Origin of the sequence: Streptomyces sp. MCA2, from assembly GCF_023544705.1 — a bacterium.
GTDB classification, from domain to species: Bacteria; Actinomycetota; Actinomycetes; order Streptomycetales; family Streptomycetaceae; genus Streptomyces; species Streptomyces decoyicus.
In genome coordinates, this window is sequence record NZ_JAMJFM010000066.1 from 1 (window position 1) to 26675 (window position 26675).

Genomic DNA, 26675 nt, shown 5'->3' on the forward strand with positions numbered 1-26675 from the left:
ACCCACCAGAGCGATCAGGGAACGGTTCAGGAAGCTGTGCAGCGCCATGGCGCGCTGGTCGCGGATGCAGGTGCCGATCGCCGAGTTGATCTCGTCGACCGTCCCGACCGACGGCAGGTCGGGACAACTGATGTTGCCCACCCGGACGTTGCTGCCGAACACTCTGAACTCCGGGGCCTCCTTGAGGGTGTTGGCCGCCAGAATGTAGATGATCGTCAGCAGCACGATGCCGGCCATCAGGAACATGCCGCCGTACAGCAGCGCGAGCCTTATGCGGATGGTCGGCCGCAACCACGGCGCGGGGCGGCCGTGCGGCTCAGGACTCCAGGTGGGCTTCGGAGGCGCGGTCACCGAAGGGGGCAGCTGGGAGGAGGTTGCCATGGCGGGTCAGCCCCGATGGCCCGACGAAGCGGGCAAGGCCACTGATACCGGGGTGACGAGTAGGTGCACTGCGGGTCCTTCCTCAGATGCCTCAAGGCACGCGACAGTTGTGAAGCCACACCATCCTTCCCAAAGGGGCCATAAACCGGCAGTAAGTAATGGATCACCTCCCGGGCCGGCCCGCCGGCCGAGGCGTCAGGACGCCGTGAGATTCATGGCCTGTGCGACGTCGGCGGTGCGGGGCGAGGTCTCGACGGATTCATGGCCGCCCAGCATCGAGGTCTCCGGGTCCTTGAGGCCGTTTCCGCTGACCGTGATGACGATCCGCTGGCCGGCGTCGAGCCGTCCTCGGCCGTGTTCCGCGAGCAGACCGGCGATGGCGGCGGCCGAGGCGGGTTCGGCGAAGACGCCCTCCCGCCGGGCGAGCAGCCGGTAGGCGCTGAGGATCTGTTCATCGGTGACGGCGGAGATCAGGCCGCCCGATTCCTCGCGCGCGGAGACCGCCCCGTCCCAGGACGCGGGGTTGCCGATCTGGATCGCATTGGCCACGGTCTGCGGCCGGGCGACGACGGCCCCGTTGACCAGGGGCGCCGCGCCCGCGGCTTGGAAGCCCCACATCCGGGGGCGGCCGGTGGACAGGTGCGCGGCGGCGTAGGCGGTGTAGCCGCGCCAGATGGCGGTGATGTTGCCGGCGTTGCCGACGGGCAGGCAGTGGATGTCCGGGGCGTCACCCAGGGCGTCGATGATCTCGAAGGCAACGGTCTGCTGGCCTGCGAGGCGGTGGTCGTTGACCGAGTTGACCAAGGTGACCGGGTGATGCGCGGAAAGCTCCCGGGCGATCCGCAGACAGTCGTCGAAGGAGCCGTCGACCTTGATGATCTTTGCTCCGTAACGGACGGCCTGGGCCAGCTTGCCGAGCGCCACGTTTTTCCGGGGAACCAGGACGGCGGCCGGGAGTCCGGCCCGTGCGGCGTAGGCGGCGGCCGAGGCGCTGGTGTTGCCGGTCGACGCGCACACGATCGTGTTGTCCGGGCTCGTTTCCAGGGCCTTGCTGACGGCCACGGTGATGCCGCGGTCCTTGAACGAGCCGGTGGGGTTGGCGCCCTCGACCTTCAGCCACACCTCGCAATCGGTGAGGGCGGACAGATGCTCGGCACGCAGGAGCGGCGTGTTGCCCTCGTGCAGGGAGACGACGGGCGTGCTGTCACTGACCGGCAGCCAGGGGCGGTATGCGTTGATCAGGCCCTGCCAGTGGCGGGAGCCTGCCGTGGTGGAAGCGATCACTGTTCTCACCGATCCGGTAGAGGGACGAACGGAGTCACGATTGTTACTGTAATGCTGGATGTGGTGATGTGGCGAAACGTTCGTGTCATCTCGTTACCGTCTCGTGATCTACTGTCGCGCTGAGGGGGCGACTGGTGAAACGCTTCGAACGGCCGCGCCCGGGGTGCGTAACATTCGGCACTATGGCGACGGACCCAGTGATGACGCGGCTCAGTGAGGTGTACGCGGAGCTGCCGCGAGGCGAGCGGGCCATCGTGCGGGTGCTGCTGGACGACTATCCGTTCGCCGCGCTGGGGTCGCTGCGGGCCTTGGCGGACCGCGCGCAGGTCAGCCCCCCGACGGCCTCCCGGTTGTTCCACCGGCTGGGCTGGGACGGCTTCGCCGATTTCCAGGCCGCGGTCCGCGACCACGCGCGCGAGCACGACCGGTCGCGGCTGCGGGAGTTCGTGACGACGGCCCCGCGCGAAGAGCCGGCGATCACCCATCGGGCCGCGGAGGAGCTGCGCGCCGGGCTGGACAGCACGCTGGCCGCGGCGACCGAGCCGCTGCTCGCCCGTATCGGGGGGCTCCTGGCCGAGGCCGGTCGAGTGTGGGGTGTGGGCGGTTCGCTGAGTGAACTGGCCGCCGACTACCTCGTCCGGCAGCTGGCAGGCCTCCGTCCGGGCGTGGCCCGTGTGCCGGACACCGCTGCCGCCCGGGCCCGGGTGCTGGTGGATCTGGGCCCGTCGGATCTGATCGTGGCCTACGACTTCCGCCGGTACGCGCACAGCACCGCCGCATTCGTCCGTGCGGCCCGTTCGCGCGGCGCCCGGTTGGTCCTCGTCACCGACGCCTGGGAATCACCCCTGGCCGACCAGGCCGAGGTGCTCGTCCGGCTGCCCCGCGAAGCGGCCGGGCCGATCGCGCCGCTCACCCACGAGGTGGCCGTCACCGAGCTGATCCTCGTCGCGGCGGCCGGACTGATGGCCGACTCCGCCGAGCGGCTGGAAACCCTGGACGCCCTGACCGCCGAGCTCCACCACGACCTGCCGGACGCCCCCTAGGGGACGTTTCCCCCTAGGGGTACGACCTAGGGGTATCGACGACAGGGTGCGGTCCAGACGTCCGATGACGGCCTGGACGTCCGATGACGCGCTAGACGTCCGATGACGAGGTGGTGCGCTTCCGGGGCTCCGTCTCTTCCTCCTCCGAGTCCTCCGCACCCGCGTCCTGCGGCCGCGGCGGGCCGGCCGCCGGGCCGTTCCTGCGGCGCAGCTCGTACCCCGTCAGCACCACGGCCACCGTCAGCAGGCTCAGCCAGAACTGCGACCGGCTGTCCGGCAGGAACGCCATCGCCCCGATCACCACTGCCATCAGCGCGATGGTCACCCAGCTCAGCCACGGGAACAGCCACATCTTCAGCGTCAGCCGCTCCGGCTCCGTATGCTCCAGCTTCCGCCGCATCCGTACCTGTGCGACCGCGATCGCCAGATAGACGAACAGGGCAATGGCGCCATAGGAGTTGATCAGGAACTGGAAGACGACATCGGGCGAGATCCAGGCGGCGATCACCGACAGATAGCCGGCCGAGGTCCCCGCCAGCAGTGCCCGTCGCGGTACCCCGCTCGCGCTGACCTTGGTGAATCCGCGTGGCGCGTCCCCGTTACGGGTCAGCGCGAACAGCATCCGGGAGGACGTGTAGAGCGCGGAGTTCAGGCAGGACAGCACGGCGATCAGCACCAGGGCGTTCATGACCGTGCCGGCCGCGGGTACCGCAAGCCGGTCCAGCACCGCCGCGTACGGACTCACCTCGATCGCCTTCGACGTCCAGGGCACCACCGTGACGACCAGGAAGATCGACAGCACATAGAACGCCACCACCCGCAGCACGATCGAGCGGATCGCGTCCGCCACCGCCCGCTCCGGTTCGACCGACTCGGCGGCCGCGATCGTCACGATCTCCGCGCCGGTGAAGAACCCGATGCAGGGCACGACGGCGGTGAGCACCGCGCCGACGCCCTCGGGCGCGAACCCGCCGTGCGCGGTCAGATGGCCCAGCCCGCCGGGGGCGTCCGGCCACAGGCCCAGCACGTACAGCGCGCCGAGAAAGAGGAACACCACGATCGCCAGGACCTTCACCGACGAGAACCAGTACTCGAACTCGCCGTAGGACCGGGCCGAGACCATGTTGGTCGCCGTCAGCAGCGCCATCAGGACCAGACTGACCGCCCACAACGGGACGCCGGGGAGCCACAGTTGGACGATCCGGCCGCCGGCCACCGCCTCGACGGCGACCACGATCACAAAGAAGTACCAGTACAGCCAGCCGACCGTGAAGCCCGCACGCAGCCCCAGGGTCTCGCGGACGTGGGCGTAGAACGACCCCAGCGCCGGACGGGCGACGGTCATCTCGGCCAGCATCCGCATGATCAGTACGGTGAGCACGCCGGCCGCCAGGAACGACAGCACCGCGGCCGGACCGGTGGACCGTACGACCACCCCGCTGCCGACGAACAGCCCGGCCCCGATGACCCCGCCCAGCGCGATCAGCTGCATATGGCGGCGTTTGAGTCCCTGCTGAAGGCCGCCCGGCGCCGTCGGCGTCCCGGTCCTCGCGGTGCTGTCGTCCCGTACCGTTCCCGTGCTCATGGGAGGCGACGCTAATCGGCCAACCATGCGGCGCTGTTGCCGCAGTGTTTCAGCAGGCTAGGGCGTGTCTTTCGGATCAGCCCGGATCAGGCCGTGCCGGGCGTCGCGGCCCCGGAGTGATCCGAAAGACACGTCCCTAGGTGCCGTGCCGGCCCGTGCGCCGGGCTCACAGCGGCAGGACGCACACCGGGACCGGCGCCGCGAACGGTGCGCCCGCACTGCGCAGCGCCCCGGTCCGGGCGTCCACCGCGAACACCGTGACTGATCCCGACTTCTGGTTCGCCGCGAACAGCCAGCGCTGATCCGGTGAGAAGGCGATCTGCCGGGGGAAGTCCCCGCCCACCGGCACGGTGTCCAGCAGCCGCAGCCGTGCCCCCGCCGCCTCCACGGCGTAACGGGTGAGGCTGTTGTGACCGCGATTGGTGAGAAAGGCGAAGCGGCCGCCCCGGGTGACCAGGATCTGCGCCGGATAGCTGGTGCCCGGACCGGTACCCGTGGACTGCGGCATACCGGGCGTCAGCCGCCCGCTTCGGCGGTCGTAGCGGCAGACCACGACCGTGTTGTCGACCTCGTTCGCCAGATACGCGAAGGCGCCCGAGGGGTGGAACGTCAGATGCCGGGGTCCGGCGCCGGGCCGCAGCGTGGCATACGCCATCTGGGTGAGTTTCCCGGCCGTCCCGTCCAGCCGGTAGGTGTAGACGGTGTCGTTGCCGAGGTCGACCGCCAGCACATGCCGGCCGTCCGGGGCGGTGATGATCTGGTGGGCATGCGGCCCGTCCTGGCCGGGTCCGGGCGGCGGGCTGGAGTGGGTGACCAGGTCCGTGCGCTCGCCCAGGGCGCCGGTGGCGCGGTCGAGCGGATGCACGGCCACGCTGCCGGAGAGGTAGTTGGCGGTGAGCAGCCAGCGCCCGCTGGGATGCACCGACAGATGGCAGGGCCCGGCGCCGCCGGTGGACCGGGTGCCCAGCACCGTGGGCGGGCCGTCCGGTGCCGGCGCCATCGCGGTCACCGCGCCCTGCTGCTGCTCGTCGACCGCGTAGAGGGTACGGCCGGACGGGGCCAGTGCGAGGTAGGAGGGGTCGGCGACCCCGGCCACGACCCCGGTGGCGGTGATCCGGCCGGTGACGGTGTCGTACGTACCGAGTCCGACGCCGTTCCCGCCGCCCGCTGCCGAGGTGTAGGTCCCCAGGAAGAGCGGCCGGTCGCGGCGCGGGCGCCGCGGGGGACGGGGGGTGGAACGGCGGGTGGCGTGCGCGGGCGCCGAATCCCCCATCGCCAGCAGCCCCACCCCGCCGGTCGCGGCAAGCCCCGCCGCGACGGTGCCGAGGAACCGCCTGCGATCGATCCCTGTCCCGGCCTGCGTTCCCCTGCCTGCTGCGCTCATGCCACACCTCGGTGCTCGGAGATCAGTGGTCCGTGATCGGGTGGTCGTGGTCGTGGTCGTGGTCGTGGTCGTGGTCGTGGTCGTGGTCGTGCCAGCAGGGTGGCCCGCCCTGCCCCGCTCCGGCAAGCGAGGCAACCCGGATTGCGGGCCGTGCCACGCAAGGGCGGCACGAGGGAACGGCCGGGTGACCCTGACATCCCCCTACATCCTCATGATGACCACCACCCCCCTCCGTAGCACTCGAGTCGTACAACACAACCCATACGCGGACTGATTCGCCGCACCCCTCACTGCTCGTAGTTTTTTGATCAAGGCAGAAAGATGATCGAGAGGCCACGGATATATGTACGGCAAGGCATTCGCCCCGGAATATCAGGGCGAGTTGGGTGCGGCACTGAGCGTGAACTCCTCCTACGAGGAGGTGCTGGCGACGGCGAGCCGCGCACACGCCGACGCCGGCACCGCACTGGAGCGGTCCCGGGCCGCGCTCGCGGTCGCCGAGGCCAACCGGCGGCTGGGACGGGTGGCGGATGCGGGCGACGCCTGGCGGGAGAGCTACCGCAGTGCCCGCACGGCCGGTGACCGGGGCGCCATGGCCTGGGCGCTGTGGAGCGGCGGCACCCTGGCCCGGCAGTGCGGGTCCCTGCCGTTCGCCCGCCGGCTGCTCACCCATGCCGTCGCGCTGGCCGACGGCAGCGGTGACCGCCTCGCCCACGGCTACTCGCTCGCCGGACTCGCCGAGACGGGCCGCATACAGGGCGACTACGCCGCGGTCGCCGAGCTCCACGAGCAGTTGCTCGCACAGGGCCGGGCGCACGGCGAGGCCCGGCACATGGTCTGGGCGATGTCCGGGATAGCCCAGATGCACCGCAACACCGGCGGCTACGACAAGGCCCTGGAGCTGTTCGAGGAATCCGTCCGCATCGCCGCCGAGGCGGACGACTTCCGCGGGCGCGCCTGGTCGCTGCGCGGCGTCGCCGACGTCCTGTCCGTACAGGGCCAGACGGACCGGGCGCTGGACCTGCTGTCCGAGGCGGAGACCATCTGCCGCACCATGGACCTGGCCAGCGCGCTCGCGTACAACCACAAGATGCGCGCCAACGTGTTCTACCGGGCGGGCCGTTACGAGTCGGCGCGCGAGACGTACACCCTCTCGCTGCGGGAGTTCCGCGAGATGCAAGAGCCCCGCGGGGTGGCGCTCTCCCGGCTCGGGCTCGCCAAGTCCCGTGCCCGCCTCGGCCGCGACCGCGACGAGACCCTGGCCGAACTCGGCTTCCTGGAATCGGAGTTCGCGCGCATCGGCCTGCGCCACGCCCGCGACATGGTCATCGCCTTCCGTGCAGAGCTGACCGCGCCATCGGCGCCAGAAACTCCCGCTCCTCGCTGCGATGCCACCACGCTCGGGTCTCCCGCAGTTCCCGCCAGGTCGTGAAGCGGTAACGGAAGACCCGGGCCCTGATCCGGGCCGGCGGCAGATCGGGGAACGGATTGCCGCGCAGCAGCCGCAGCGTGTCCCGGTCGTTCTCCAGCAGCCGCGCCACGAACGGCACGAACCACGCCCGCGCATAGGCCGGTGACAGGGCGGCGAACCACATCAGCCAGTCCAGTCGCAGGTGATACGGCGCGTACTGGCGGGGCAGCCGTCGTACCTCGCCGGGCTTTCCGCGGAATTCGTACGGAAGCCAGACCGTGTCCGGCCCGGTCACCGCGTCCGCCGTCCCCTCCACGACGATCTCCCGGCGGACTCGCGTGATGCTGCCGAACGCGCCGTAGGAATTGACCAGATGCAGCGACTCGTAGGAGGTGTTCATCATCTGCCGCCGGGTCAGCAGATTGCGCGCCGGGCGGTAGCTGAGCACGAGGACCCCGGCCGTGGCGAGGAGGGCCAGGACCTCGAACCACACGGGGGGCGGGGGAAGCGGCGTGGACGGCTTCCCCCACAGCGGGGCGGCGGCCGACATGGCGAGCGCGATGGTCACCCAGTTCAGCCAGGCGAAGTTGCCGGACAGCACCAGCCACAGCTGGGTGACGACCATCGCGACCGCGGCCCATCCGGCGATCGGCTGCGGAGTGAAGAGCACGACGGGGAAGGCGAGTTGCGCGACATGGTTGGCGGCCACCTCGACCCGGTGGAGGGGCGCCGGCAGATGGTGGAAGAACCAGCTCAACGGGCCGGGCATCGGCTGGGTCTCGTGGTGGTAGTACAGACAGGTCAGATCCCGCCAGCAGTGGTCGCCGCGCATCTTGATCAGCCCGGCCCCGAACTCCACCCGGAACAGCACCCAGCGCAGCAGCCACATGACCGGCACCGGGGGAGCGATCCCGGCATTGCCGAGGAACACCGCGAGCGAGCCCGCCTCCAGCAGCAGCGATTCCCAGCCGAAGCTGTACCAGGTCTGCCCGACATTCACGATCGACAGATACATCGCCCACAGCACGGCCCACAGCAGCATCGCCGCCCACAGCGGGACAGCATCTGCCGCCCCTGCCGCCACGGCCGCGGCCAGCAGCGCCCCACCCCACGACCACAGCGCGAAGAAGCGGTCCGAGTAGTGCCAGTGAAAGACCGAGGGCGCCGCGCGGAACGTGACCCGTGCGAGGAACTCGGGCACCGGCAGCATGCCGCGCGCCCCGATGAGGGCCCGGAACTGCCGGGCTGCCGCAAGGAACGCGACCACATAGAGAACGGCCAGCATGCGCTGGAAGACCAGCCGCCCCAGCCAGTATCCGGAATCCGAGAACCATGCCACCCGCCCATGGGTAGCACTGCCGCCGCCTGCCCTGCGGCATGGCGCGCGGCGACGCAGGGGAGATCCCCCGCTCACTCTCCAGCGTAGGGATCGGGGCGAATGCAGCAACCTGAGGGCCATTGGAGTGAGTGACGTGCATCACACATTTCACCCGTTTTCCCCGCCGCCCTTGGGCGCTGTATCCGCACCTTCCGATGGCGTGCCTATGTCGACGGAAAACGTCGAGCGCGCGGAGTGCGGCGTCGTTACTCTGAGGGGCGACGGACGACCTTTCTGGGAGACGCCAACACCATTGGCCCGTCGCGGGAACGCCACAAACCTTGGCTGACCTCCCGGTTTGTGAACAAGGCGCCACCGCGTCGGATCCAATACCTCTGAAGAAGGAGTGCGTGGTGGCATTGCACAAGGCTCAACACAAGCAGCCCCGTTTGAAGCAGGGCGAGCGGCCCGGTCGGATCAAGGAAGTCCGCAATTTGGAAGCCTGGGACCGCTGCGCTCCCGTGCGCCTCGCGGGCTGTGACGACGATCCCGCCGAACCGAATATCTTCCGCGGCATCGACTGAATCGACGGATCGCTCGGGCGCCGTCTCTGACCCGTGGGCCTCCTCCTTCCGCGGTCAGGGCCGGCGCCCGAGCAGACACAGCAGCCGGGTGAGCTCGTCGGCGCCCGCCGGCGGCTCCACCGCAGCGGCGAACAGCCCGGAGGCATTGAGCCCCGAGGCGTACGGCTCCACTTCACACAGCGCCGCCCGCGCCAGAGTGCCGGGCAGCCGCTCATCGGCGCCGATCGCACGGGACAGATCCCAGGCGTGCACCACCGCATCGGCCATCATCTGGGTGCAGTACGCATCGGCCGGACCGGAGCCGTACGACAGCTGGACCGTGCGGTTCAGCGCACCGCGCTCCGAGAACGCCGCGACGGCGGCCACCGCCGCGCGGTCCCAGGCCGCCGCCGGATCCTCCCCGAGCACCTCGCCGTCATACTCCGTACCGACGTCCGCGATCGTCGCGCCGTCGCGCACCAGGCGGGGCACCCACAGCTGTTCGGCGGTGAGGTGGTTCACCAGATCGCGCACCGACCATGCCGTACACGGCGTCGGGCCGTCCCACTGGTCGTCGCGGACGGCATGCACCCGCGTGCCGAAGAGCGCCAGGGCCTCGCCATGGGTCCGCAGGATCTCGTCGTGGTTCATGCTCCCCGAGAATAGGAGCGGGCACGGACAACGGCGCCTTGGCGCATGGCGCTCACCCGACGGCCCCGGGGGCTCGGCCTGACCCGAACGGCCCAACCGGTGGGCGGGGCTCTCCCCACTCCCCACCCACCGGTCGGCACCGTGCATACGGCCGCATACAGCCGCGGACGGCCAGGACGGCCAGGACGGCCAGGACGGCCGGGTCAGTCGGGTCAGTCGGCGTAGAGCTGACGTTGCGGCACGATCTGCTGGGGCTGACTCGGGCTGGACCACAGCAGCTTCATATGGGCCTCACCGGTCTGCTCCGTGTAGTCGATCCGGATGCTGTGCCGGTGACCGGCCTTCAGGGTGACGGTGCCCTTGTCGGCCTTCGGCCCGTGCGGGGTGGCGCTGTCGATCACCGGTCTGCCGTCGATCCACAGCCGCACGGTGTCGTCGGAGACCGTGGTGAAGGTGTAGGTCTCGTCGAAGCGCGGCTGGATACTGCCGGTCCAGCGGGTGCTGAAGTGATCGGCGGGGATCGACGGATCCGGCGATCCGTCGAAGCGGTAGGACTTGTTCACCGTCGGATCGACAGCGGTCACCGCGGGCGGGCCGGAGAAGGAGCCGTTCGTCCAGCTCTGTGCCGTCAGCCCCTTGCCGGTGCCGGCCGGCGCCGCGGCCGGCGGCTTGATCGTGAGCCGGATGACGCTGGCGAGCGGACTGGTGGCCGCACCGGACGGGGTGAGGTCGAAGCCGTCACCGGCCGGAGTGACCTTCACCTGCTGGGAGCTGCCGAGCACCCGGGCCGCGGTGATCTCGAACCGCCCCTTGGCGGTGAGGTGCAGGGATGCTCCGGCGGCCGGCCAGGAGGTGACGGAGGCATACAGCTCGTTGCCCCGGCGGGAGACCGCGCCCCAGGACGGGTCCGCCACCAGCCCGGTGTGCCCGGCCCCGTGGACCGCGTCGCCCTGACCGTGCGCGCCCAGCCACCGGCCGGTCTCGCGCAGCCGGTCGACGGACGGCTGCGGGATGCGCCCGAGCTTGTCGGGGCCTACGTTGAGCAGATAGTTGCCGCCGCGGCTCGCCACATCCAGCAGATTGCGCACCACGGTCGCCGCCGGCTTCCAGTTGGTGTCGTACTTGGCGAAGCCCCAGTGGTCATTGAGCGTCATACAGCTCTCCCACAGCTGCCCGTCGACCGGCTCCGTGGGGATCTCCTGCTCCGGCGTGCCGAAGTCGCCGTCGACCACCTCGCGTTTGCCGACCCGGTTGTTGACGATCAGGCCGGGGTTCAGGCCGTGCAGGTACGCCTGGAGGTCGGCGCCGTCCTGGCGTGACCAGCGGTTGGTGGGGTTGTCCGCGTCCCACTCGCCGTCGAACCACAAGAGCGCCGGGTCGTAATGGTCGACCAGCTCCTTGAGCTGGGCGTACATCCGCTTCTTGTAGCGCGGGAAGGTCGCCGGACCGGCGAAGTCCGGATCGTGCCAGTCCCAGATCGAGTAGTAGAAGCCGAGTTTGATCCCGGCGGCGTCGGCGGCCTGCTTCAGCTCGGCGAGGATGTCGCGGTGCGGGTCGAAGGAGGAGTGGTCGCGCAGGTTCCAGGTGTTCTGCTTCGTCGGCCACATCGCATAGCCGTCGTGGTGCTTGGACGTGATGACGATGTAGCGCTGACCGGCGTCCTTGGCGGCCCGGACGATCGCCTTGGCGTCGAAGGCGGACGGGTTGAAGGTGGCGGCCTGCTTCTCGTACTCCTCGTCCGGGATCCGGCACTCGCGCTTGATCCACTCCGCGTTGCGGCACACCGTGCCGTCGGGCCGGGTGTACTCGCCCTCCAGGTTCGAGTACGCGCCGAAGTGGATGAACATCCCGAAGCGGTCCTGGCGCCACCAGGAGGTGCGCGACGAGGTGAAGGGATCGTCGGTCGCGTGGTTGGTGCCGGGGCCGGCGGCGGGCCGTGGCGGGGGCTTCGCGGCGGCCCCGGGGGCGCCGGCGGTCAGCAGCAGGGCGCCCAGCACCCCCATGAGTCCCAGCAACCGGAACGGTCTTGTGCGGCTGTGCATCGCTCGCTCCTCGGGTCAGTTGGTCACGTACGTGCCTCCTGTGCCATCCCGCATGGTGCAGCGCCGGCACCGGGACCGGAAGACCCCGGACGCGACAAACATCGGAGCACCTTGCGCAAAGTGGGCCGCAGTTGGGAGTGTTGGCGAGCGATGGGCTATGAGACCTCGGACCTAAGCGGGTGTGGGGGCCGGGTGGCCGAGATAGGCACGGCCGACGGCCACGGCACCTTGACGCAAAGTCAGCGCCCTGGAAAACCAGCGGACTTGCCGGTTCAATGAGCGGTCCGGTCGCCACTCACTGGAGGCACCATGGAAGCCGTCGCCCCATCCGTCGCCGGTGCCCCGGCGATCCGCTGCGCGGGCCATGAACGCGACTACCCGTCCTTCCTCGACCGTGCGGCACGGATCGCCACCGGGCTCCAGGACGCGGGAGTCGAGCCCGGCGACCGGATCGCGGTGGTGCTGCGCAACGAGCCCGCCCATCTGGAGATCACCGCAGGGGCCGCCCTGCTGGGCGCCTCGGCGGTGCCCGTCAACTGGCACTTCCGGCATGACGACCTACGGCATGTGCTCACCGACAGCGGCAGCAAGGTCGTCTTTGCGCACACCGACCTGCTGGACGCCGTGACCGCCGTGCTCCCCGACGGCGTACGGATCGTCGAGGCCGCCGTTCCCGCCGGTGTCGCGGCCGCCTGCGGGTTCACCGCACCACCGCCCTCAGGGGCACACCCGCTGCTCGACCGGTGGCTGGAAGGCTACGCACCGCTGGGGCAGGCCGCCGGCGAGCGCCCGCCCACCGTCATCTACAGCTCCGGAACCACCGGGCGGCCCAAGGGAGTTCTGCGCGACCCCGTCTCCCCGGACCGGCTCGAAGAGGGCGTGCGGCTGTTCCTGGAGCACTTCGCCGTCGCCCCCGGCGGCCGTACGCTCATCCCCGCCCCGCTCTACCACGCCTCTCCCAGCCAGCACGCCGTCCTCGCCCTCGCGGCCGGGCTGGACATCACCCTCATGCCGCGCTTCGACGCCGAGGAATTCCTGCGGTTGATCGCACAGCACCGCATCGAGCAGGTGCAGGTCGTGCCCACGATGTTCGTCCGGCTGCTGCGACTGCCCAAGGACATCCGCGAGCGCTACGACCTGTCCTCGCTCACCTCCGTGGTGCACGCCGCGGCGCCCTGCCCGCCGCATATCAAACACGCCATGATCGACTGGCTGGGGCCGGTACTGCGGGAGTACTACGGCGGCAGCGAGACCGGCGCCGTGACCTGGTGCGACAGCGCGGAGTGGCTGGCCCACCCCGGCACCGTCGGACGGGCCACCGGCACCTGCGGGGTCGCGGTCCTCGGCCCCGACGGAAAGCCGCTGCCGGCCGGCGCCACCGGCGACATCTACCTCAAACCCGGCGACGGCTGGCCCCGCTTCACCTACCTGGGCGACCCCGACCGGCGCGCCGCCATGGAAGCCCCGGGCCTGCCCGGCTACGTCACCATCGGAGACATCGGCCACCTCGACGCGGAGGGCTATCTCCACCTCAGCGACCGCCGGAACGACATGGTCATCTCCGGGGGCGTCAACATCTACCCCGCGGAGATCGAGGGCTGTCTGCTCGCCCTCGACGGGATCCGGGACGTGGCCGTCTTCGGTATCCCCGACGAGGAGTTCGGCGAGGTTCTCGCCGCCCATCTGGAGACCGAACCCGGCATGCGGCTCAGCGCCGAGGCGGTACGCGCCCATGTCCGTGAGCGGCTCGCCGGGTACAAGGTCCCCCGGGCCGTGGTCTTCGAGGAGCTGCTGCCGCGCGACGAGTCGGGGAAGCTCTTCAAACGGCGGCTGCGGGACCCGTACTGGGCGGGGCACGACGGTGCGATCTGAACGCCGTACCCCGCCCGTGGCCGCCTCGGTTCAGCAGGCCGAACCGTCGAAGACGGGAATCAACTGCTCCTCCTCATAGGTCAGATGCCTCTCCACCTCCTCCGTGAGACGCTCGACCTCGGCGAGCACCGACCGGGGATCCGCGCTCTCGGTGGAGATGGCCTGTTGTAGTGCGTCGAGGAGGACCGCGAGTTTCTCGTGTTCCTGCTGCATCCGCTCCAGCGCCGGAGCGAGTTCGGGGTGATGCCGGCCGAGCATCGGAAACATTCCGGCATCTTCACCGGTGTGATGGTTGTGCAGCCCCTGGCAGAGGGCCAGGCAATTCACCCGGAGCTGGACGCCGAGACCGGGGCCCGATTCCGCTATTTCCTTGCGGATGAGGGCGAGTTCCCGCCGGAATCCGTCGTGCACGGCCTTGAGCGCGGCGCCCGGTGAGTCGGCCCTGATATTCGGCGGACCGGCGGAGATTTCCTCCAGGGCCACCACCGGAAGAATGCGATCCGTTTTGGCCTGGTACTCCGACCATCCGGGATCGGTCTCGGCCGCGCGGGCGAAAGCGCGGTCGCGTTCGGCGCCCTCCAGGACAATCGCCTGCGCCTCGTAGGTGAAGACACCTGCCTCGACCGTGACGCGGGGATGGGCGACCAGATTGTGGAACCAGGCCGGGTGCTTCGGTGCGCCCGCGGCCGAGGCGATGACCAGGACGCGTCCGCCGCTGTCGGGAAGGTAGCCGAGCGGGGTGGTGTGCGGGGCGCCCGACCGTGCGCCGACGGTGGTCAGCAGAAGCAGGCGGCCGCCCTCGAAGGGGCCGCCGACGCGTCCGCCGTGGGCACGGAACTCCTCGATGATCTGTCGGTTGAAATCGATCGGCATATTCGGTGTTTTCTCCAGGATGGATGAAGGCAGAGGGGCCCGCGGAGGTACGCGGGCATGGCGGCAAAGCCCCATCGACGAGCGAAGAACCGCTCGGTGGGCAGGGCGCATGGACCGCGGTCGACGGAACTCGACCGTGGTGCGGAGAGAAGGAAGCGAAAAGGCGCGTGCGGGCGGGATAATCCGGCAAGCGCGGTGCGCGTGCAGGAGAAATCGCTCAGCAGACGAATTGCGCGGAACGCGCGAACAGTGGAGGAGAGGAGGGGCGGGCCTCTGGTCGCCCGCCTCGCGGTCACGTGGTGACCGGGAAACTCACTCGCTCATGGCACATGGCCGACCCGGTAGTCACGGCGTCAAAGGTAATGCCATAAAGGCGTCGAGGCAACGCCGGAGGGATATTTCGTCAGTTCTGCTTCCGGGGCGGCTGCTGGAAACCACGGTCCGGGTGAGCGGCGCCGCCGCTCGGGACAAGCCCGTTCCGGCGCGCTACCGGTCGGTCGCGAGCCCTACGGGTCTCCCGAACCCCCCTTCCGCATCCGGGAGTTGGCTGCCACCATGTCCTCGCTGCACATCACGTGAAGGAACGTTGTTCGCGTACATGAATGTCCGTACGTGAATGACCGGACGCGAATGATCGGACATGAGTGACCGGACATGAGTGACCGGACATGAGTGACCGGACATGAGTGACCGGACATGAGTGACCGGACATGAGTGGCCGTGTGTCCGTAACAAGCAGGGCCTGACGGCAGTGAGCCCGTATGCCTGATGCCTGAACTTCCGTTGCTGAGGGGTGTGTTCATGGAACGTCGGCAATTCCTCGCCACCGGCGCCGCACTGACGGCCGGCGCCGCGCTGTCCGCCCGCCCGGCCGCCGCCGCGCCGGGCCGCCGCCCCGCCGACCGGCTGCCGGCCCGCGCCGAGACCGTCGCCGTACTGCGCCGGGTCGCCGACCATTGGATCGGTGCGCACGCCGACCCCGGGGACAACCAGTGGGCCCGTGCCACCTTCTTCAGCGGACTGCTGGCCCTGCACCGCCTCACCCGCGAGCCCCGCTACCTCGCCTATGCGCGCGGCTGGGCGGAGCGCCATGCGTACGGGCTGCACAACGGTGTCACCACCCGTCACGCCGATGACCACTGCGCGGGCCAGGCCTACCTCGATCTCCATGCGCTGGACACCGCACCGGATCCGGCCAAGATCGCCGCCATTGAGGACTCCCTGCGCCGCATGGTCGCCACCTCGGCCGAGCGGCACGACGACTGGTGGTGGGACGACGCGCTGCACATGGCGATGCCGCCGTTCGCCCGGCTCGGCGCGCTGCGGGCCGACCCCGCCTACTGGGACGCGATGCACGCGCTCTACACCCACACCAAGAGCGCCGAGGGCGGCCCCGGCCTCTACGACCCCGGCAGCGGCCTGTGGTACCGCGACAAGCGGTTCCTGCCCGGCGGCATCTCGTCCCCCAACGGGAGACCCGTCCTGTGGTCCCGCGGCAACGGCTGGGTGGCCGCCGCCCACGTCAAGGTGCTCGCCGTCCTCCCCGACACCTTCGCCCCGGTCCGCGTCTACCGCGCCACCCTGGTCAGGGAACTGGCCGCGCTCCGGGCCGTCCAGCGGTCCGACGGGTTCTGGAATGTGAACCTCGCCGATGCCGCGCATCTGTCCGGTCCGGAGACCAGTGGCACCGCCTTCTTCACCTACGGGACGGCGTATGCGCTGCGTGCCGGGCTCGTCCCGCGCGACCGCTATCGTCCGGTCGTGGCGCGGGCGTGGAACGCCATGGTGGACACCGCCGTGCACCCCGACGGCTTCCTCGGCTATGTGCAGAACGTCGGTGACCGGCCGGAATCCAGTCAGCCGGTCACCTACGACTCCACCGCCGACTTCGGCGTCGGCGCCTTTCTGCTGGCGGGCACGGAGGTGGTGGCGCTGGGCGACGGCTGACCCGTCGCCCCGAGGCCGTCCCCGCCGGGCCCGGCCCACGGGCCGCGGCGGCCGCCCTCGCCGAGGTCGGGTTCAGGTGAGCGGCCCGTTCGGGACGATCTGAAGCTTGCGGCCGGAGCCCTGCTGGAAGGTCTTCAGCGCCGTGGCGTACTCGTCGAGCCCGAAGCGGTGCGTGATCATGGTTTCGGAGTCGATGAAGCCCTTGCCGAGAAGTTCCACGGCGCGGCCGTAGCTGTGCAGAATCGCCATGCTGCCGACGATCCGGATCTCGTCGTTGTAGATGCGGAACGGCGAGAACCGCGCCTCCTCCTGGTCGGGCGCGCAGCCGAACTGCTGGAAGGTGCCGCCGCGGACGGGCCGGGTGAGTCCGTCCTCGATGGCCCGGATGTTGCCGGTGCAGTCGGTGACCACCTCCCAGCCGCGCGGGTGGGCGGCGGCCAGCGCGTCCGCGCCGGTGGCGACGGCATCGGCACCGAGCTTGCGGGCCACGGCCAGCCGGTCCTCGTTCAGATCGACGACGGAGACGGAGGCGGCGCCGGCCCGTTGGGCGACCTGGAGGTAGAGCAGGCCCATGGTGCCCGCGCCGTAGATCAGGAAGTGGTCGCCGAGCTTGGGGGCGACGAGGTCGAAGCCGCGCACGATGGTCGACAGCGGCTCTATCAGCGGGGCATGGGCGAGCGCGACGGTCTCCGGTAGCCGGTAGCAGTTGCGCGCCGGCACCTTGACGTACTCGGCGCAGGCACCGTTGACGGTGATGCCGATGGTCCCCCACTGCTCACAGAGGTTGCCGCGGCCGAGGGCACAGAAGTGACAGGAGCCGCAGTAGATCGCCGGGTCGGCGGCGATCGCGTCGCCCTCGGCGAACTCCGTGACACCCGCGCCCACCGCGACGATCTCGCCGGAGAACTCGTGCCCGGGGATCACCGGATAGCGCGTCGGCCCGAACTCACCCGCCAGCATGTGCACATCGGTACCGCACAGACCGGCCGCGGTGACCTTGACGACGACCTCGCCGTGGCCGGGCGTGGGGTCCGCGACGGTGCTGACGGACAGCTGGTGCGGTTCCTCGAGGACAACTGCACGCATGGGCGGTACCGCCTTTCGGGAGAGGAGACGCGAGAGGAGATGTGAGAGGAGACGCGAGAGGAGACGCGAGAGGAGACGCGAGAGGGAACGGGAGGTTGGCGGGCGGGAAGTTGGCGGACGGGCGGACGGGCGGACGGGCGGTGGACGGGAGCGGGGTCGCGGGCTCACGCCGCGCGCAGGTTGCGCGATTCCACCTCCTTGATTTTCTCGACCTTGGGCGCGGAACCGCCGCCCGCGAATTCGGAGACCAGCCAGTGCTGTAGGCACACCAGCGCGGCCTCCACGCCCATGGTGCGATTGCCGAAGCAGGCGATCTGCGCGTCGTTGGACTTCCGGGCGCGCTCGGCGCTGTAGCTGTCGGGGATCTGCGCGGCGCGGATGCCGGGAATTTTGTTGGCGGCGATGGCCATACCGATGCCGGTACCGCAGATCAGTACGGCACGCTCGTGCTCCCCGCGGGCGACGCTCCGGGCCACGCGTTCGGCGACGTCCGGGTAGTCCTCGGCGGCGGTGGCGCTCATATCGGTGACCGGATAGCCGTGTTCGGTGAGGTAGGCGGTCATCGCCTCCTTCATGACGATCCCGGCGTCGTCGGCGCCGATCGCGATGCGGTAGGTGTCCTGCACGGTGGTCTCCCTCGGGGCTGGTGCCGGGGCGGGCGGTGGGCGGTGCGTGGTGCGCGGTGGTGCGATGAGGTGCCGTGTGGCGGGCGGGCGGGCGAGCGGGCGGGCCGGTCGTCAGCCGCCGGGAATCTGCACGCCGGGGACCTCCGATCCGGGCCCCTCCGCTCTGGGGATCTCCCCTCCGGCCACCTCCACTGCGGCGATCTCTTCGAGGACCGTGCGCAGGCCCTCGGTGTCGTGGGCCAGCCGGCCCAGGAACAACCCGTCGACGGCGTCCGCCAGTTCGCGGTACGTACCGGGTCCTGCCGTGCCGCCGTAGATCAGCCGCCCGTGGACGTCGTGATCCCGCAGCGCGTCGCGGATGGCTCCGGCCACCGTGCGCACATGCCGGGCGGGTGCCGCCTCGCGGGCGCCGATGGCCCAGACCGGCTCGTAGGCGATGACGACCTCGCTGCCCGGTGCGGCGCCCGCCAGCGCGGCCCGTACCTGGGTCAGCGTTTCGTCGACGGCCGTGCCGAGTTCCCCGGCGCGCCGCTCACCGGCGCAGATCACCGGGATCAGCCCGGCGCGGGTGGCCGCCCGCGTCTTGGCTGCGACCGCCTCGTCCGTCTCGCCGAAGTACCGGCGGCGCTCGGCATGGCCGACCTCGACATAGCGGGCGCCCGCCTCGGCGAGCATCCCGGCGGAGACCTCGCCCGTGAACGCCCCGGTGTCGGCCCAGTGCACATTCTGGGCGCCGAACGCGATACCGGTGGCGCCGAGCAGTTCGCGGGCGTCCGCGAGGGCCGGGAACGAGGGCAGTACGAAGAGGTCCACGGGGCGGGGGAGGGCGGCCAGTGTCGCGTCGAGCGCCGCCACCTCCGCGAGCCAGGCCCGGGTCCGCGCCAGGCCGAAGTAGAGCTTCAGCGAGACGCCGATCACGGGGCGAGGGCCCGCGGCGGACGGCGAGTTCTCAGGGATCACGTCGTTCATGATGCTTCAAACAAAATCACATGTGAAGTTCTCAAATCAAGACGTGAACTTCACGGAAGCCATGTGATTTTTTGTGCCTCGGGCCGGGCCCCGCGCCCCACTCACCTCCGTACGGCCTCCAGCAACACCAGCCGCTCCGGGAACAGCGTCGGTGCCTGCACCCCCACTTCGGACAGCACCCGCCCCGGAAGCGTCACGCCCTTCTCCCACCAGGGCAGCGCCGAGGTGAACGGCCCCTCCGGGCGGTCGCCCGGCGCCAGCGGCGACAGGTGGTAATCGGCGTCCGGATCCAGCCCCGGCAGTCGCACCCGTCCGGCCGGCGACTGCACGCTCGTCGCCCGCTGCACCAGCGCGAACACCGCCCGCCCGCCGTCCCCGGCCACCACGCCGTGCACCCACAGCGCCGGATCGGGATGGTCGCCGTGCACCACCGTCCCGCTGTGCAGCAGCGGCCGCAGTGCCCGGTGCAGCGCCACCCACTCGGCCAGCCGGGCCCGTTCCGCCGCGTCGGCCGTGGTCAGATCCCACTCGATCCCGAAGTGGCAGAACAGCGCCGTCCCCGCCCGGAAATCCAGCGTGTGCAGGCGTCCCGTCGTATGGGCGACCGGCGCCCCCACATGCGCGCCGAGCAGCTCGGGCGGCAGCAGCAGACCCGTCCAGCGCTGGATCCGCTGCCGCTCCAGCGCGTCGATGCAGTCACTGGTCCACACCCGGTCGGTGCGCTCCAGCACCCCCAGATCCACCCGGGCGCCGCCGGACGCACAGGACTCGATCTCCAACTGCGGGTGCCGTGCCCGCAGTTCGTCCATCAGCCGGTAGGCGGCCGCCGTCTGGAGGTGCGCGGCCGCGTCCACGAGGTCGCGGTTGTGGTCCCACTTGAGGTAGTCGATGCGGTGCTCGCACAGCAGGGTGTCCAGCCGCTGGAGGACGTACGCATACGCCTCGGGGCGCGCCAGATCGAGGACTTGCTGATGGCGCGAGGGCGGCGGCAGCCGCGACGGGGAGGCGGCCAGGATCCAGTCCGGGTGCGCACGGGCCAGATCGGAGTCCGGGTTGATCATCTCTGGCTCGACCCACAGCCCGAACTGGAGCCCCAGCCCGTGCACGGTGTCGATCAGCGGATGCAGCCCGTCCGGCCAGACCTCCGCGTCCACATACCAGTCACCGAGCCCGCCACGGTCGTCCCGCCGTCCCCGGAACCACCCGTCGTCCAGCACGAACCGCTCCGCTCCGACCTCTGCGGCCGCGTGCGCCAGCCGGGTCAGCTTGGCCAGGTCATGGTCGAAGTAGACCGCCTCCCAGGTGTTGAGGGTGACCGGCCGCGGGGAGGCGGGGTGCCCGTCGCGGGCGCGCAGCTCGCGGTGGAAGCGGCCGGCCAGTTCGTCCAGGCCGTGGCGTCCGTAGGAGCCGTAGATCCAGGGGGAGCGGTAGGTGGCGCCGGGGGCCAGCCGGATCTCGCCGGGCAGCAGCAGTTCGCCGCCGGCGAGGACGGCCTGCCCGGCCGGGGTGCGCTCGGCCAGCGAGCGGTGGTTGCCGCTCCACGCCACATGCAGCCCCCACACCTCCCCGGACCGGAAGCCGAAGCCCGCCTCCCCGGCGGTCTGGAGCAGCGTCGCGTCGCTGCCGGTGCGTCCGTGCCGGCTCTCCCGCAGATGGGTGCCGAGGGTGAACGCATGCCGCTGCGGGGCGCGTTCGCGCAGATGGCGGCCGGTGAGATCGAGAAGCTCGGTGGCCTGCGCGGGCACCGGCAGGGCGGGGGTCAGCTCGGCGAGGTGGTACGGGTCGTCGCCGGTATTGGTGACGGCGGCACGCAGCCGCACCAGCCCCGCATCGGTCAGCCCGGTCTCCAGCGTGAGCGCCAAGCCGCCCTCCGCGTCCGCGGCCTCGACGACCAGCCGTCGGCTTCCCTCCTCTACGGACCGGGTGCGCACCGTGAACGCGGGTGCGGCGGCGGAGCTTTCCCGGTGCCCGCTGAGGCCCGGAGTGCCGAGCCAGCCCGCGGACTGCTGCGGCAGCACGCTCAACGGCACCGGCACATCCAGCGCATTGGAGACGGTCTGCGCGACATCGGCGGTGCGCAGCCCGGTCAGCCGGCCGGGCGCGAGCGCGCCGAGGTCGGCGCCCCAGTGCACGATGCGCGGCAGACCGGAACCGGACAGATCCAGCACCAGGCTGGTGCCGGCGGCCCGGAAGTGCAGGAGGTCGTACATGGCGGGGTCCCTTCGTGGCGGGCGTGGCGAAGCGTGACGTGGGTGGCGGGCGTGGCGGGCGTGATGTGGATGACGTGGGTGGCGTACGTGACATGGGGTGACGGGCATGGCGTGCGTGAGGGGGCTCTTGCTGACAGGTACCGGACGGCGGGGCGGCGCACCAGAGGGCGGTGCGTCGGCCGGCCGCCCTCATACGGCACGTCGCGGTCGGCGAGGCATCGGCCAGGCACCGGCGAGGTACCGGAGAGCGGACCGTGTCCGTCGGCGCCACGCTTCGAGTCGGCCGGCCGAGTTGGCGGAAACACCGACAGGGGGCTGTCGCCGCCGCCCTCGAAGGTAGGAGAAGCCGGGGCACCCCCGGCGCGACACGAGAGGGATGACATGCCTGGATTCAATGGCATCGGCTGGTTCGAGATCGGCACCGACGACCCGGCGGCCGCGGAGCGGTTCTACGGTGACGTGTTCGGCTGGACGCTCTCGCACGACGACACGAAGAGCACGGACCCGGCCTACCAGATCTTCACCACGGGCGACGCGCAGGGACTGCACGGCGGGCTCTTCGCGACAAAGGGAAAGACGCCCAACTATGCGGTCTTCACCCTGCTCGTCGAGGACGTCGAGGCTGCCTGCCGACGGGCCGAGGCCGCAGGCGGCAAGGTACTGCGCGCGCCGCAGTCCAACCCGGCCGGGGTGACCTTCGCGCATCTGCTCGACCCGGCCGGCAACCACTTCGCGGTGTTCAAGCCGCCTTTCGCGCAGCCCTGAGCCATGCTGCCGCCGGCCGGGCGCCCCTCGACGTCCCTCGACGCGCCTCGGCGGGCCGGGCCGGTCGGCCGGGGCCCGGCTGTCAGCTCAAGGTGAGTTGACGGACGATCCCGTACGGGATGTCGAGATCCTCGCCGCGCAGTGCGCGTGGCGGGGGCACCTCGGCGGTGATCGTGACCGAGGAGATCCGGTCGGTGCGGAAGGCACGCACGGCGTCGCGCAGCCGGCACCAGGCCACCAGATACCAGTGGGTCGCCGTGCCGACGTAGCCGAGTGGCTCGATCTCGCGCATCGTGGCGGCACCCTCGCGGTCGCCATAACCGATGCGCAGGACGCGGGGGCTGGACAGCGCATCGGCCACCAGGCGGGGCACCGACGGCATGGTGCCCGCGTCGCCGAGCAGGTGGATGCGGCCGGCCAGGTCGCGGGCCGCGGCGGCATCGTCGCCCTGCATCGCCGCGACCAGCTTGCGCAGTGCGGAGCCCGCGGGCCCCCGGAACGGCGTGCCCTCCAACTGCCGTAGCGCCACCGCCATCGCGACGGCCTCGCCGGGCGTCAGGTTGACCGGCGGCAGCGTGCGCGCCTTGTCGAGGCAGTAGCCGCCCGTGCGGCCGGGCTCGGCATAGATCGGCACTCCTGACTGCTGAAGCGCGTTGATGTCCCGTTCGATCGTGCGCACGCTGACCTCGAAATGACCGGCCAGCCAGCGCGCGCTTCGCGGGCGAGGCGCGACGGCCCGCAGTTCCTCGACCAGGGCGTAGAGACGATCCGTACGGTTCACCCGCACAAACCTACAAGCCGGGTACGACAAGGGACGGCCGGAGAGCGCCCGCCGCGGCACCTGGTCGCCGCCGGCCGGCGCCCCTTACTCCCCTATTCCCTTACTCCGGAGGTAATCGCCCCGTGCCGCGACGGCTGGGAACGTGGATGCCGACGCACCAGCCGCCCGCCCCGGAGAGGCAGTCCCATGACCGCATACGCCCTCGCTCACCTCCGGCCCGCCGCCCCGCACCCGGAGGTCTTCGCGTACATCGAGAAGATCCAGCCGACCCTGGACCCGTTCGGCGGCCACTTCCTCGTCCACGGATCCGAGGTGGAGGTCAGAGAAGGCACCTGGCCCGGATTCGTTGTCGTCATCGCCTTCCCCGACCTGGCGCGGGCCCGCGACTGGTACGACTCGCCCGCCTACAAGGAGATCCTCCCGCTGCGCACCCGGCACATCGACGCTGATGTGGTGCTGGTGCCGGGGGTTCCCGACGGCTACGACCCGGCCGTGACGGCGGCGAAGCTGCGGGCGGCGGCGGGCTGAGGCCGAGCGTGCGGGTTCCCCCCGTAACCGTCGCCGGATGACCTGCGAGACCGGTCCGCAGCGGTGGCCGCACAACGCCAGGAACCCTTACGGAACGGACGCCGGCGCGCACCGTGCGAAGGGGGCGGAATCTTCGCCCCCGACCGTGACCGGCCTCTCGCTCCCCCGCTAAAGTCTCACCAACAGCGCAGGTGAAGCCGCTTCCACAGGGTTTGGGGGGCAGCCGCCCCGGGGGAGGACACAGAGCGATATGAGCCGCCGTTCCCATGGATTAATGGCCGTCTGGGCCGAGGCGCAGCGTCAGCAGCAGCGCCAGCAGGAAGCCCAGCGCCGCGCGCGAGCCCAGCAGCAGCGCGACCAGGAACGGCAGGCACGGGACGCCGAACGCGCCATGGCGCGGATGCACCGCGAGCGGCAGGCCGCCTACCGGCAGCAACGCGAGGCCGACGCCCGCCGCCGCACCGAGGAACTGGACGCCCGCATCGCCGCACTGACCGGTCTCCTCGCCGACGGCTGCCGCGCCCCCGCGTTCTCCGCCGCCGCGCTGCTGCGCACCGAGCAGATCGAGGAGTTCGCGCCCGGCGCCCTCGCCGCCCCGGTACCGATGCCCGACCCGGCCCGCTATGAGGCGCCGACGGGCGGCTGGCACCTCGGCGCCCGCCGCGACCGCGCCCAGGAAGAGGCCCGCGCACGCTACGAACAGGACTGGTACACCGCACAGGCCGCGGAGAGCCGGCGGCAGGCCCAACTCGCCGCCTACCGGCAGCAGTACGACCAATGGGCCGCGGGCACCCTGACCGGGATCCGGCAGCACAACTCCGGTATCGAGGAGTTGCTCTCCGGCCTGCGCGGCGGCGACGCGGACGCGGCCGTCGAGTACTTCTCCGCCGCGCTGTACTCCTCCACGGCCTGGCCGGAGGGCTTCCCCCGGCAGATCGCGGCCGCCTACGACCCCACGGCCCGCCAACTCGTCCTGGACTGGGAACTCCCCGGCTACGACATCGTCCCGGAGACCAAGTCCGTCCGGTACATGCCCGGCGCCGACCAGGAGAAGGAGACCGCCCGGCCGGCCGCGCAGCGCCGGACGCTCTACCGCGAAGTGCTGGCCCAGAGCGTACTGCTGGTGCTGCGTGATCTCTTCGCCGCCGACGCCTACGGCACGCTGGACTCGGTGGCGCTGAACGGATTCGTGGACGACGTGGACCCGGTGACCGGCCGCCCGGCCCAGGTCTATCTCGCGACCGTCATGGCCCCCCGCAGCGCCTTCGACACCTTCCGTCTCGAACAGGTCGGCGCGGTGGAGTGTCTGACCGACGGGCTGCGCGGACAGCTCGCCGCCCGCCCCGACCAGCGGACCGCCGTGCGCCCGGGGCGCCTTCCGGCCGATGTCGGCGGCGGGGTCGTCTCGCACGGCACGGACAGCGAGCCGGACCTCTACGAGATGGATCCGATCGCTTTCGAGAATCTGATCGCCGAGCTGTTCCGTGCCATGGGCATGCAGGCCGTGACCACCCAGCGGTCCGGCGACGGCGGGGTCGATGTCGACGCACTGGACCCCGACCCGATCCGCGGCGGCAAGATCATTGTCCAGGTCAAGCGCTACCGCAACACCGTCCCGCCGACCGCCGTCCGCGACCTCTACGGCACGGTCCAGGCGGAAGGCGCCAACAAGGGGGTGCTGGTGACGACCTCCCGGTTCGGCCCCGGCGCCCACACCTTCGCCAACGGGAAGCCGCTCAGCCTCATCGCCGGCCCCGAACTCGTCGATCTGCTCGGCCGCTACGGGCTGCGCGGACGGCTCGGCCCGGACGCCCCGCCCGGCCCCGCCACCGCCGATGAAGCGCCGGACCACAACATCCTCGGCATGAACTGGTCGGGCGAGGTCGCCCTCGATGTCTGTGCCCTGGTGTGCAAGGGGACCAGCGTGCTCAGCGACGATCACTTCGTCTTCTACAACAACCCGCGCAACCCCGACGGTTCGGTCCGGATGCTGCCCGGCTTCGCGCCCGACCGGGCCGCGATGCAGGTGCGGTTCGAGTCGCTGCCGCCGGACGCCGACCGGCTGATCCTCGTCGCGGCGATCGACCCCCAGGTCAACCCCGACGCCGATCTCTCCGGTTTCACCGATGCCCGCATCCGGCTGCTGGACGCGTCGGGGGAGGAGCTGGGGCAGCTGGAGGTCTCGGACGGGCGGCGCGGCGAGACCGCGCTGGTGCTCGGCTCGTTCCGCCAACGCGCGGGCGGCGACTGGGACTTCGTGATCGGCGGCAAGGGCTTCCCCGGCGGCCTGGAAGCGCTGGTGCAGGAGTACGGCATCGAGGTCGCCTGAGGGGCGGGGACGGGGACAGGGCCGGGGCCGGATTCGAGGGCCCCGGAGCCGAGTCCATGGCCGCCCACGCCGGAGCGGCATCAGGAGCTGTCCCGGCGATCACGTGACTCGCGCGGCCGCTTCACTTCGCCGGGCCGATCCCGCCCGGTCCCCAGCCCGTCGAACCGAGCCGTTGCCGTCACGTGGTCGAGGTCTACGCCTTGCAGACGAGGAGCTGAACCTCTTGGAACTGCCGCTGGTCGGTGGGCTTCGGCTCGATCACTGTGCGGGCTGCCTCCGCCAATCCGTGGTCGCGCAGGAGCCCGGCGAGACGGTCGGGGGACCAGCGGTAGGCCGTTATCACCGCATGGTCGTAGGCCTGCGTCTCGTGGTGGGGGCCGTCGGTGGCGGGGAAGCCGACCAACAGGTGCCCGCCGGGAGCCAGGACCCGGGCGAACTCGGCCAAGACGGCGGGTACGTCCTGCGGCGGGGTGTGAATGACGGACCACCGCGAGAGCACCCCGCCCAGCGCGCCGTCCTCGATGTCCAGCGCGGCCATCGAGCCGACCTCGAACCGAAGTCCGGGATGCGCCTCGCGAGCGAGCTCAACCATCACGGGGGAGGCGTCGACACCGAAGGCATTCAGGCCCAACCCGTGCAAGTGAGCTGTGACATACCCAGGCCCACAGCCGAGGTCGGCGACCTCGCCGTCACCGTTCGCCCGCACCAGCTCCGCGAAGGCGCTCAGGAGGGCGCGCTCCAGGGGACGGTCGCGCAGGGAGTCGTGGAACAGCTGCGCGTAGGTGGGTGCGATGGCGTCGTAGGACTCACGGGTGGCGCGCAAGGTCTGAAGTTCGCTCACCCGGCGACCGTAGCGGGTGGCGGAGGCATGCGCTTCAAGAACGTGTGACGGAGGACCGATGCGGCTGATCGCACGCGGAGCCGGCTGACGATCCGAACCCGGCGTAGTCACCTGAGCGGCCGGACATCTCCTGGGCACCATCGCCACCCCGCGTCACCCCGGCCGCTTGAGGTATCGGCTACTCAA

At 70.8% G+C, this 26675-nt stretch carries 22 protein-coding genes and 1 pseudogene; 8 read left to right on the plus strand and 15 right to left on the minus strand.

Translation table 11 applies throughout. The features are described 5' to 3' along the window. A pseudogene (locus tag M8I34_RS36150) lies at positions 1-381 on the minus strand (two-component sensor histidine kinase); the annotation flags it as partial. A 195-nt stretch (positions 382-576) separates the two neighbouring features. Beyond that, on the minus strand, positions 577-1662 hold the full coding sequence (thrC, locus tag M8I34_RS36155) for a threonine synthase (RefSeq protein ID WP_250057103.1): 1086 nt from the start codon (positions 1660-1662) through the stop codon (positions 577-579). A 185-nt stretch (positions 1663-1847) separates the two neighbouring features. Between thrC and M8I34_RS36160 the strand changes: the two genes are divergently transcribed. Beyond that, a complete protein-coding gene (locus M8I34_RS36160; RefSeq protein ID WP_250057043.1) occupies positions 1848-2708 on the plus strand; it encodes a MurR/RpiR family transcriptional regulator in 861 nt (286 codons plus the stop codon). A 91-nt stretch (positions 2709-2799) separates the two neighbouring features. On the opposite strand, the gene M8I34_RS36165 is transcribed toward M8I34_RS36160, so the two are convergent. The 3 genes from M8I34_RS36165 to M8I34_RS41510 all read right to left on the minus strand — a co-directional run bounded on the left by M8I34_RS36165 (position 2800) and on the right by M8I34_RS41510 (position 5834). Beyond that, complete coding sequence (locus M8I34_RS36165) at positions 2800-4293, minus strand: amino acid permease (RefSeq protein ID WP_250057044.1); 1494 nt, start codon at positions 4291-4293, stop codon at positions 2800-2802. A gap of 166 nt (positions 4294-4459) precedes the next feature. Beyond that, entirely contained in the window at positions 4460-5677 is a 1218-nt protein-coding gene (locus tag M8I34_RS36170; protein WP_250057046.1) for a lactonase family protein, read from the minus strand. A gap of 22 nt (positions 5678-5699) precedes the next feature. Next, positions 5700-5834: a hypothetical protein gene (locus tag M8I34_RS41510; RefSeq protein WP_284051195.1), complete on the minus strand. Its 135-nt coding sequence runs from the start codon at positions 5832-5834 to the stop codon at positions 5700-5702. Between the two features lie 186 nt (positions 5835-6020). Here M8I34_RS41510 and M8I34_RS36175 point away from each other — a divergent pair, with 186 nt between their 5' ends. Further along, entirely contained in the window at positions 6021-7109 is a 1089-nt protein-coding gene (locus tag M8I34_RS36175; RefSeq protein WP_250057048.1) for a tetratricopeptide repeat protein, read from the plus strand. Here M8I34_RS36175 and M8I34_RS36180 read toward each other — a convergent pair. After that, positions 7003-8427, minus strand: coding sequence for a lipase maturation factor family protein (locus M8I34_RS36180; RefSeq protein WP_250057049.1), 1425 nt, complete (start codon positions 8425-8427; stop codon positions 7003-7005). The two genes, M8I34_RS36175 and M8I34_RS36180, sit on opposite strands and share 107 nt — an antisense overlap. Positions 8428-8819: 392 nt before the next feature. Here M8I34_RS36180 and M8I34_RS36185 point away from each other — a divergent pair, with 392 nt between their 5' ends. Next, a complete protein-coding gene (locus M8I34_RS36185) occupies positions 8820-8990 on the plus strand; it encodes a hypothetical protein (RefSeq protein WP_158713181.1) in 171 nt (56 codons plus the stop codon). A 54-nt stretch (positions 8991-9044) separates the two neighbouring features. On the opposite strand, the gene M8I34_RS36190 is transcribed toward M8I34_RS36185, so the two are convergent. Then, entirely contained in the window at positions 9045-9620 is a 576-nt protein-coding gene (locus M8I34_RS36190) for a TIGR03086 family metal-binding protein (RefSeq protein ID WP_250057050.1), read from the minus strand. A gap of 212 nt (positions 9621-9832) precedes the next feature. Next, positions 9833-11662, minus strand: coding sequence for an alpha-L-fucosidase (locus M8I34_RS36195; protein WP_250057051.1), 1830 nt, complete (start codon positions 11660-11662; stop codon positions 9833-9835). Between the two features lie 309 nt (positions 11663-11971). Here M8I34_RS36195 and M8I34_RS36200 point away from each other — a divergent pair, with 309 nt between their 5' ends. Then, positions 11972-13534: an AMP-binding protein gene (locus M8I34_RS36200; protein WP_250057052.1), complete on the plus strand. Its 1563-nt coding sequence runs from the start codon at positions 11972-11974 to the stop codon at positions 13532-13534. Positions 13535-13564: 30 nt separating this feature from the next. On the opposite strand, the gene M8I34_RS36205 is transcribed toward M8I34_RS36200, so the two are convergent. Further along, complete coding sequence (locus M8I34_RS36205) at positions 13565-14407, minus strand: nitroreductase/quinone reductase family protein (RefSeq protein ID WP_250057053.1); 843 nt, start codon at positions 14405-14407, stop codon at positions 13565-13567. Between the two features lie 801 nt (positions 14408-15208). Between M8I34_RS36205 and M8I34_RS36210 the strand changes: the two genes are divergently transcribed. Continuing rightward, positions 15209-16354 carry a glycoside hydrolase family 88 protein gene (locus M8I34_RS36210; protein WP_250057054.1) on the plus strand — a complete coding sequence of 382 codons (1146 nt, stop codon included), beginning with the start codon at positions 15209-15211 and terminating at the stop codon, positions 16352-16354. 72 nt (positions 16355-16426) lie between these two features. Here the strand turns inward: M8I34_RS36210 and M8I34_RS36215 are convergent, their stop codons facing one another. From M8I34_RS36215 to M8I34_RS36230, 4 genes are all read right to left on the minus strand, one after another. Beyond that, on the minus strand, positions 16427-17440 hold the full coding sequence (locus M8I34_RS36215) for a zinc-dependent alcohol dehydrogenase family protein (RefSeq protein ID WP_250057055.1): 1014 nt from the start codon (positions 17438-17440) through the stop codon (positions 16427-16429). 164 nt (positions 17441-17604) lie between these two features. Further along, on the minus strand, positions 17605-18066 hold the full coding sequence (locus M8I34_RS36220; RefSeq protein ID WP_250057056.1) for an RpiB/LacA/LacB family sugar-phosphate isomerase: 462 nt from the start codon (positions 18064-18066) through the stop codon (positions 17605-17607). A gap of 111 nt (positions 18067-18177) precedes the next feature. Next, complete coding sequence (locus M8I34_RS36225) at positions 18178-19026, minus strand: triose-phosphate isomerase family protein (protein ID WP_250057059.1); 849 nt, start codon at positions 19024-19026, stop codon at positions 18178-18180. Positions 19027-19136: 110 nt separating this feature from the next. Beyond that, the gene (locus M8I34_RS36230; protein WP_250057061.1) at positions 19137-21245 is read right to left on the minus strand and encodes an alpha-galactosidase; all 2109 of its coding nucleotides are present in this window, start codon (positions 21243-21245) and stop codon (positions 19137-19139) included. Positions 21246-21626: 381 nt separating this feature from the next. Here M8I34_RS36230 and M8I34_RS36235 point away from each other — a divergent pair, with 381 nt between their 5' ends. Continuing rightward, the gene (locus M8I34_RS36235) at positions 21627-22010 is read left to right on the plus strand and encodes a VOC family protein (RefSeq protein ID WP_030990881.1); all 384 of its coding nucleotides are present in this window, start codon (positions 21627-21629) and stop codon (positions 22008-22010) included. Between the two features lie 82 nt (positions 22011-22092). Here M8I34_RS36235 and M8I34_RS36240 read toward each other — a convergent pair whose 3' ends face one another. Further along, on the minus strand, positions 22093-22791 hold the full coding sequence (locus M8I34_RS36240) for a YafY family protein (RefSeq protein WP_250057063.1): 699 nt from the start codon (positions 22789-22791) through the stop codon (positions 22093-22095). A 186-nt stretch (positions 22792-22977) separates the two neighbouring features. Here M8I34_RS36240 and M8I34_RS36245 point away from each other — a divergent pair, with 186 nt between their 5' ends. Together M8I34_RS36245 and M8I34_RS36250 are read left to right on the plus strand one after the other, a co-directional pair. Continuing rightward, positions 22978-23319 carry a DUF1330 domain-containing protein gene (locus tag M8I34_RS36245; RefSeq protein ID WP_250057065.1) on the plus strand — a complete coding sequence of 114 codons (342 nt, stop codon included), beginning with the start codon at positions 22978-22980 and terminating at the stop codon, positions 23317-23319. Positions 23320-23593: 274 nt separating this feature from the next. Continuing rightward, positions 23594-25648 (plus strand): restriction endonuclease, encoded by a 2055-nt coding sequence (locus tag M8I34_RS36250; RefSeq protein ID WP_250057067.1) that lies wholly within the window; start codon positions 23594-23596, stop codon positions 25646-25648. Positions 25649-25841: 193 nt separating this feature from the next. Here M8I34_RS36250 and M8I34_RS36255 read toward each other — a convergent pair whose 3' ends face one another. Continuing rightward, positions 25842-26489: a class I SAM-dependent methyltransferase gene (locus M8I34_RS36255; protein ID WP_250057069.1), complete on the minus strand. Its 648-nt coding sequence runs from the start codon at positions 26487-26489 to the stop codon at positions 25842-25844. Positions 26490-26675: the final 186 nt, after the last annotated feature.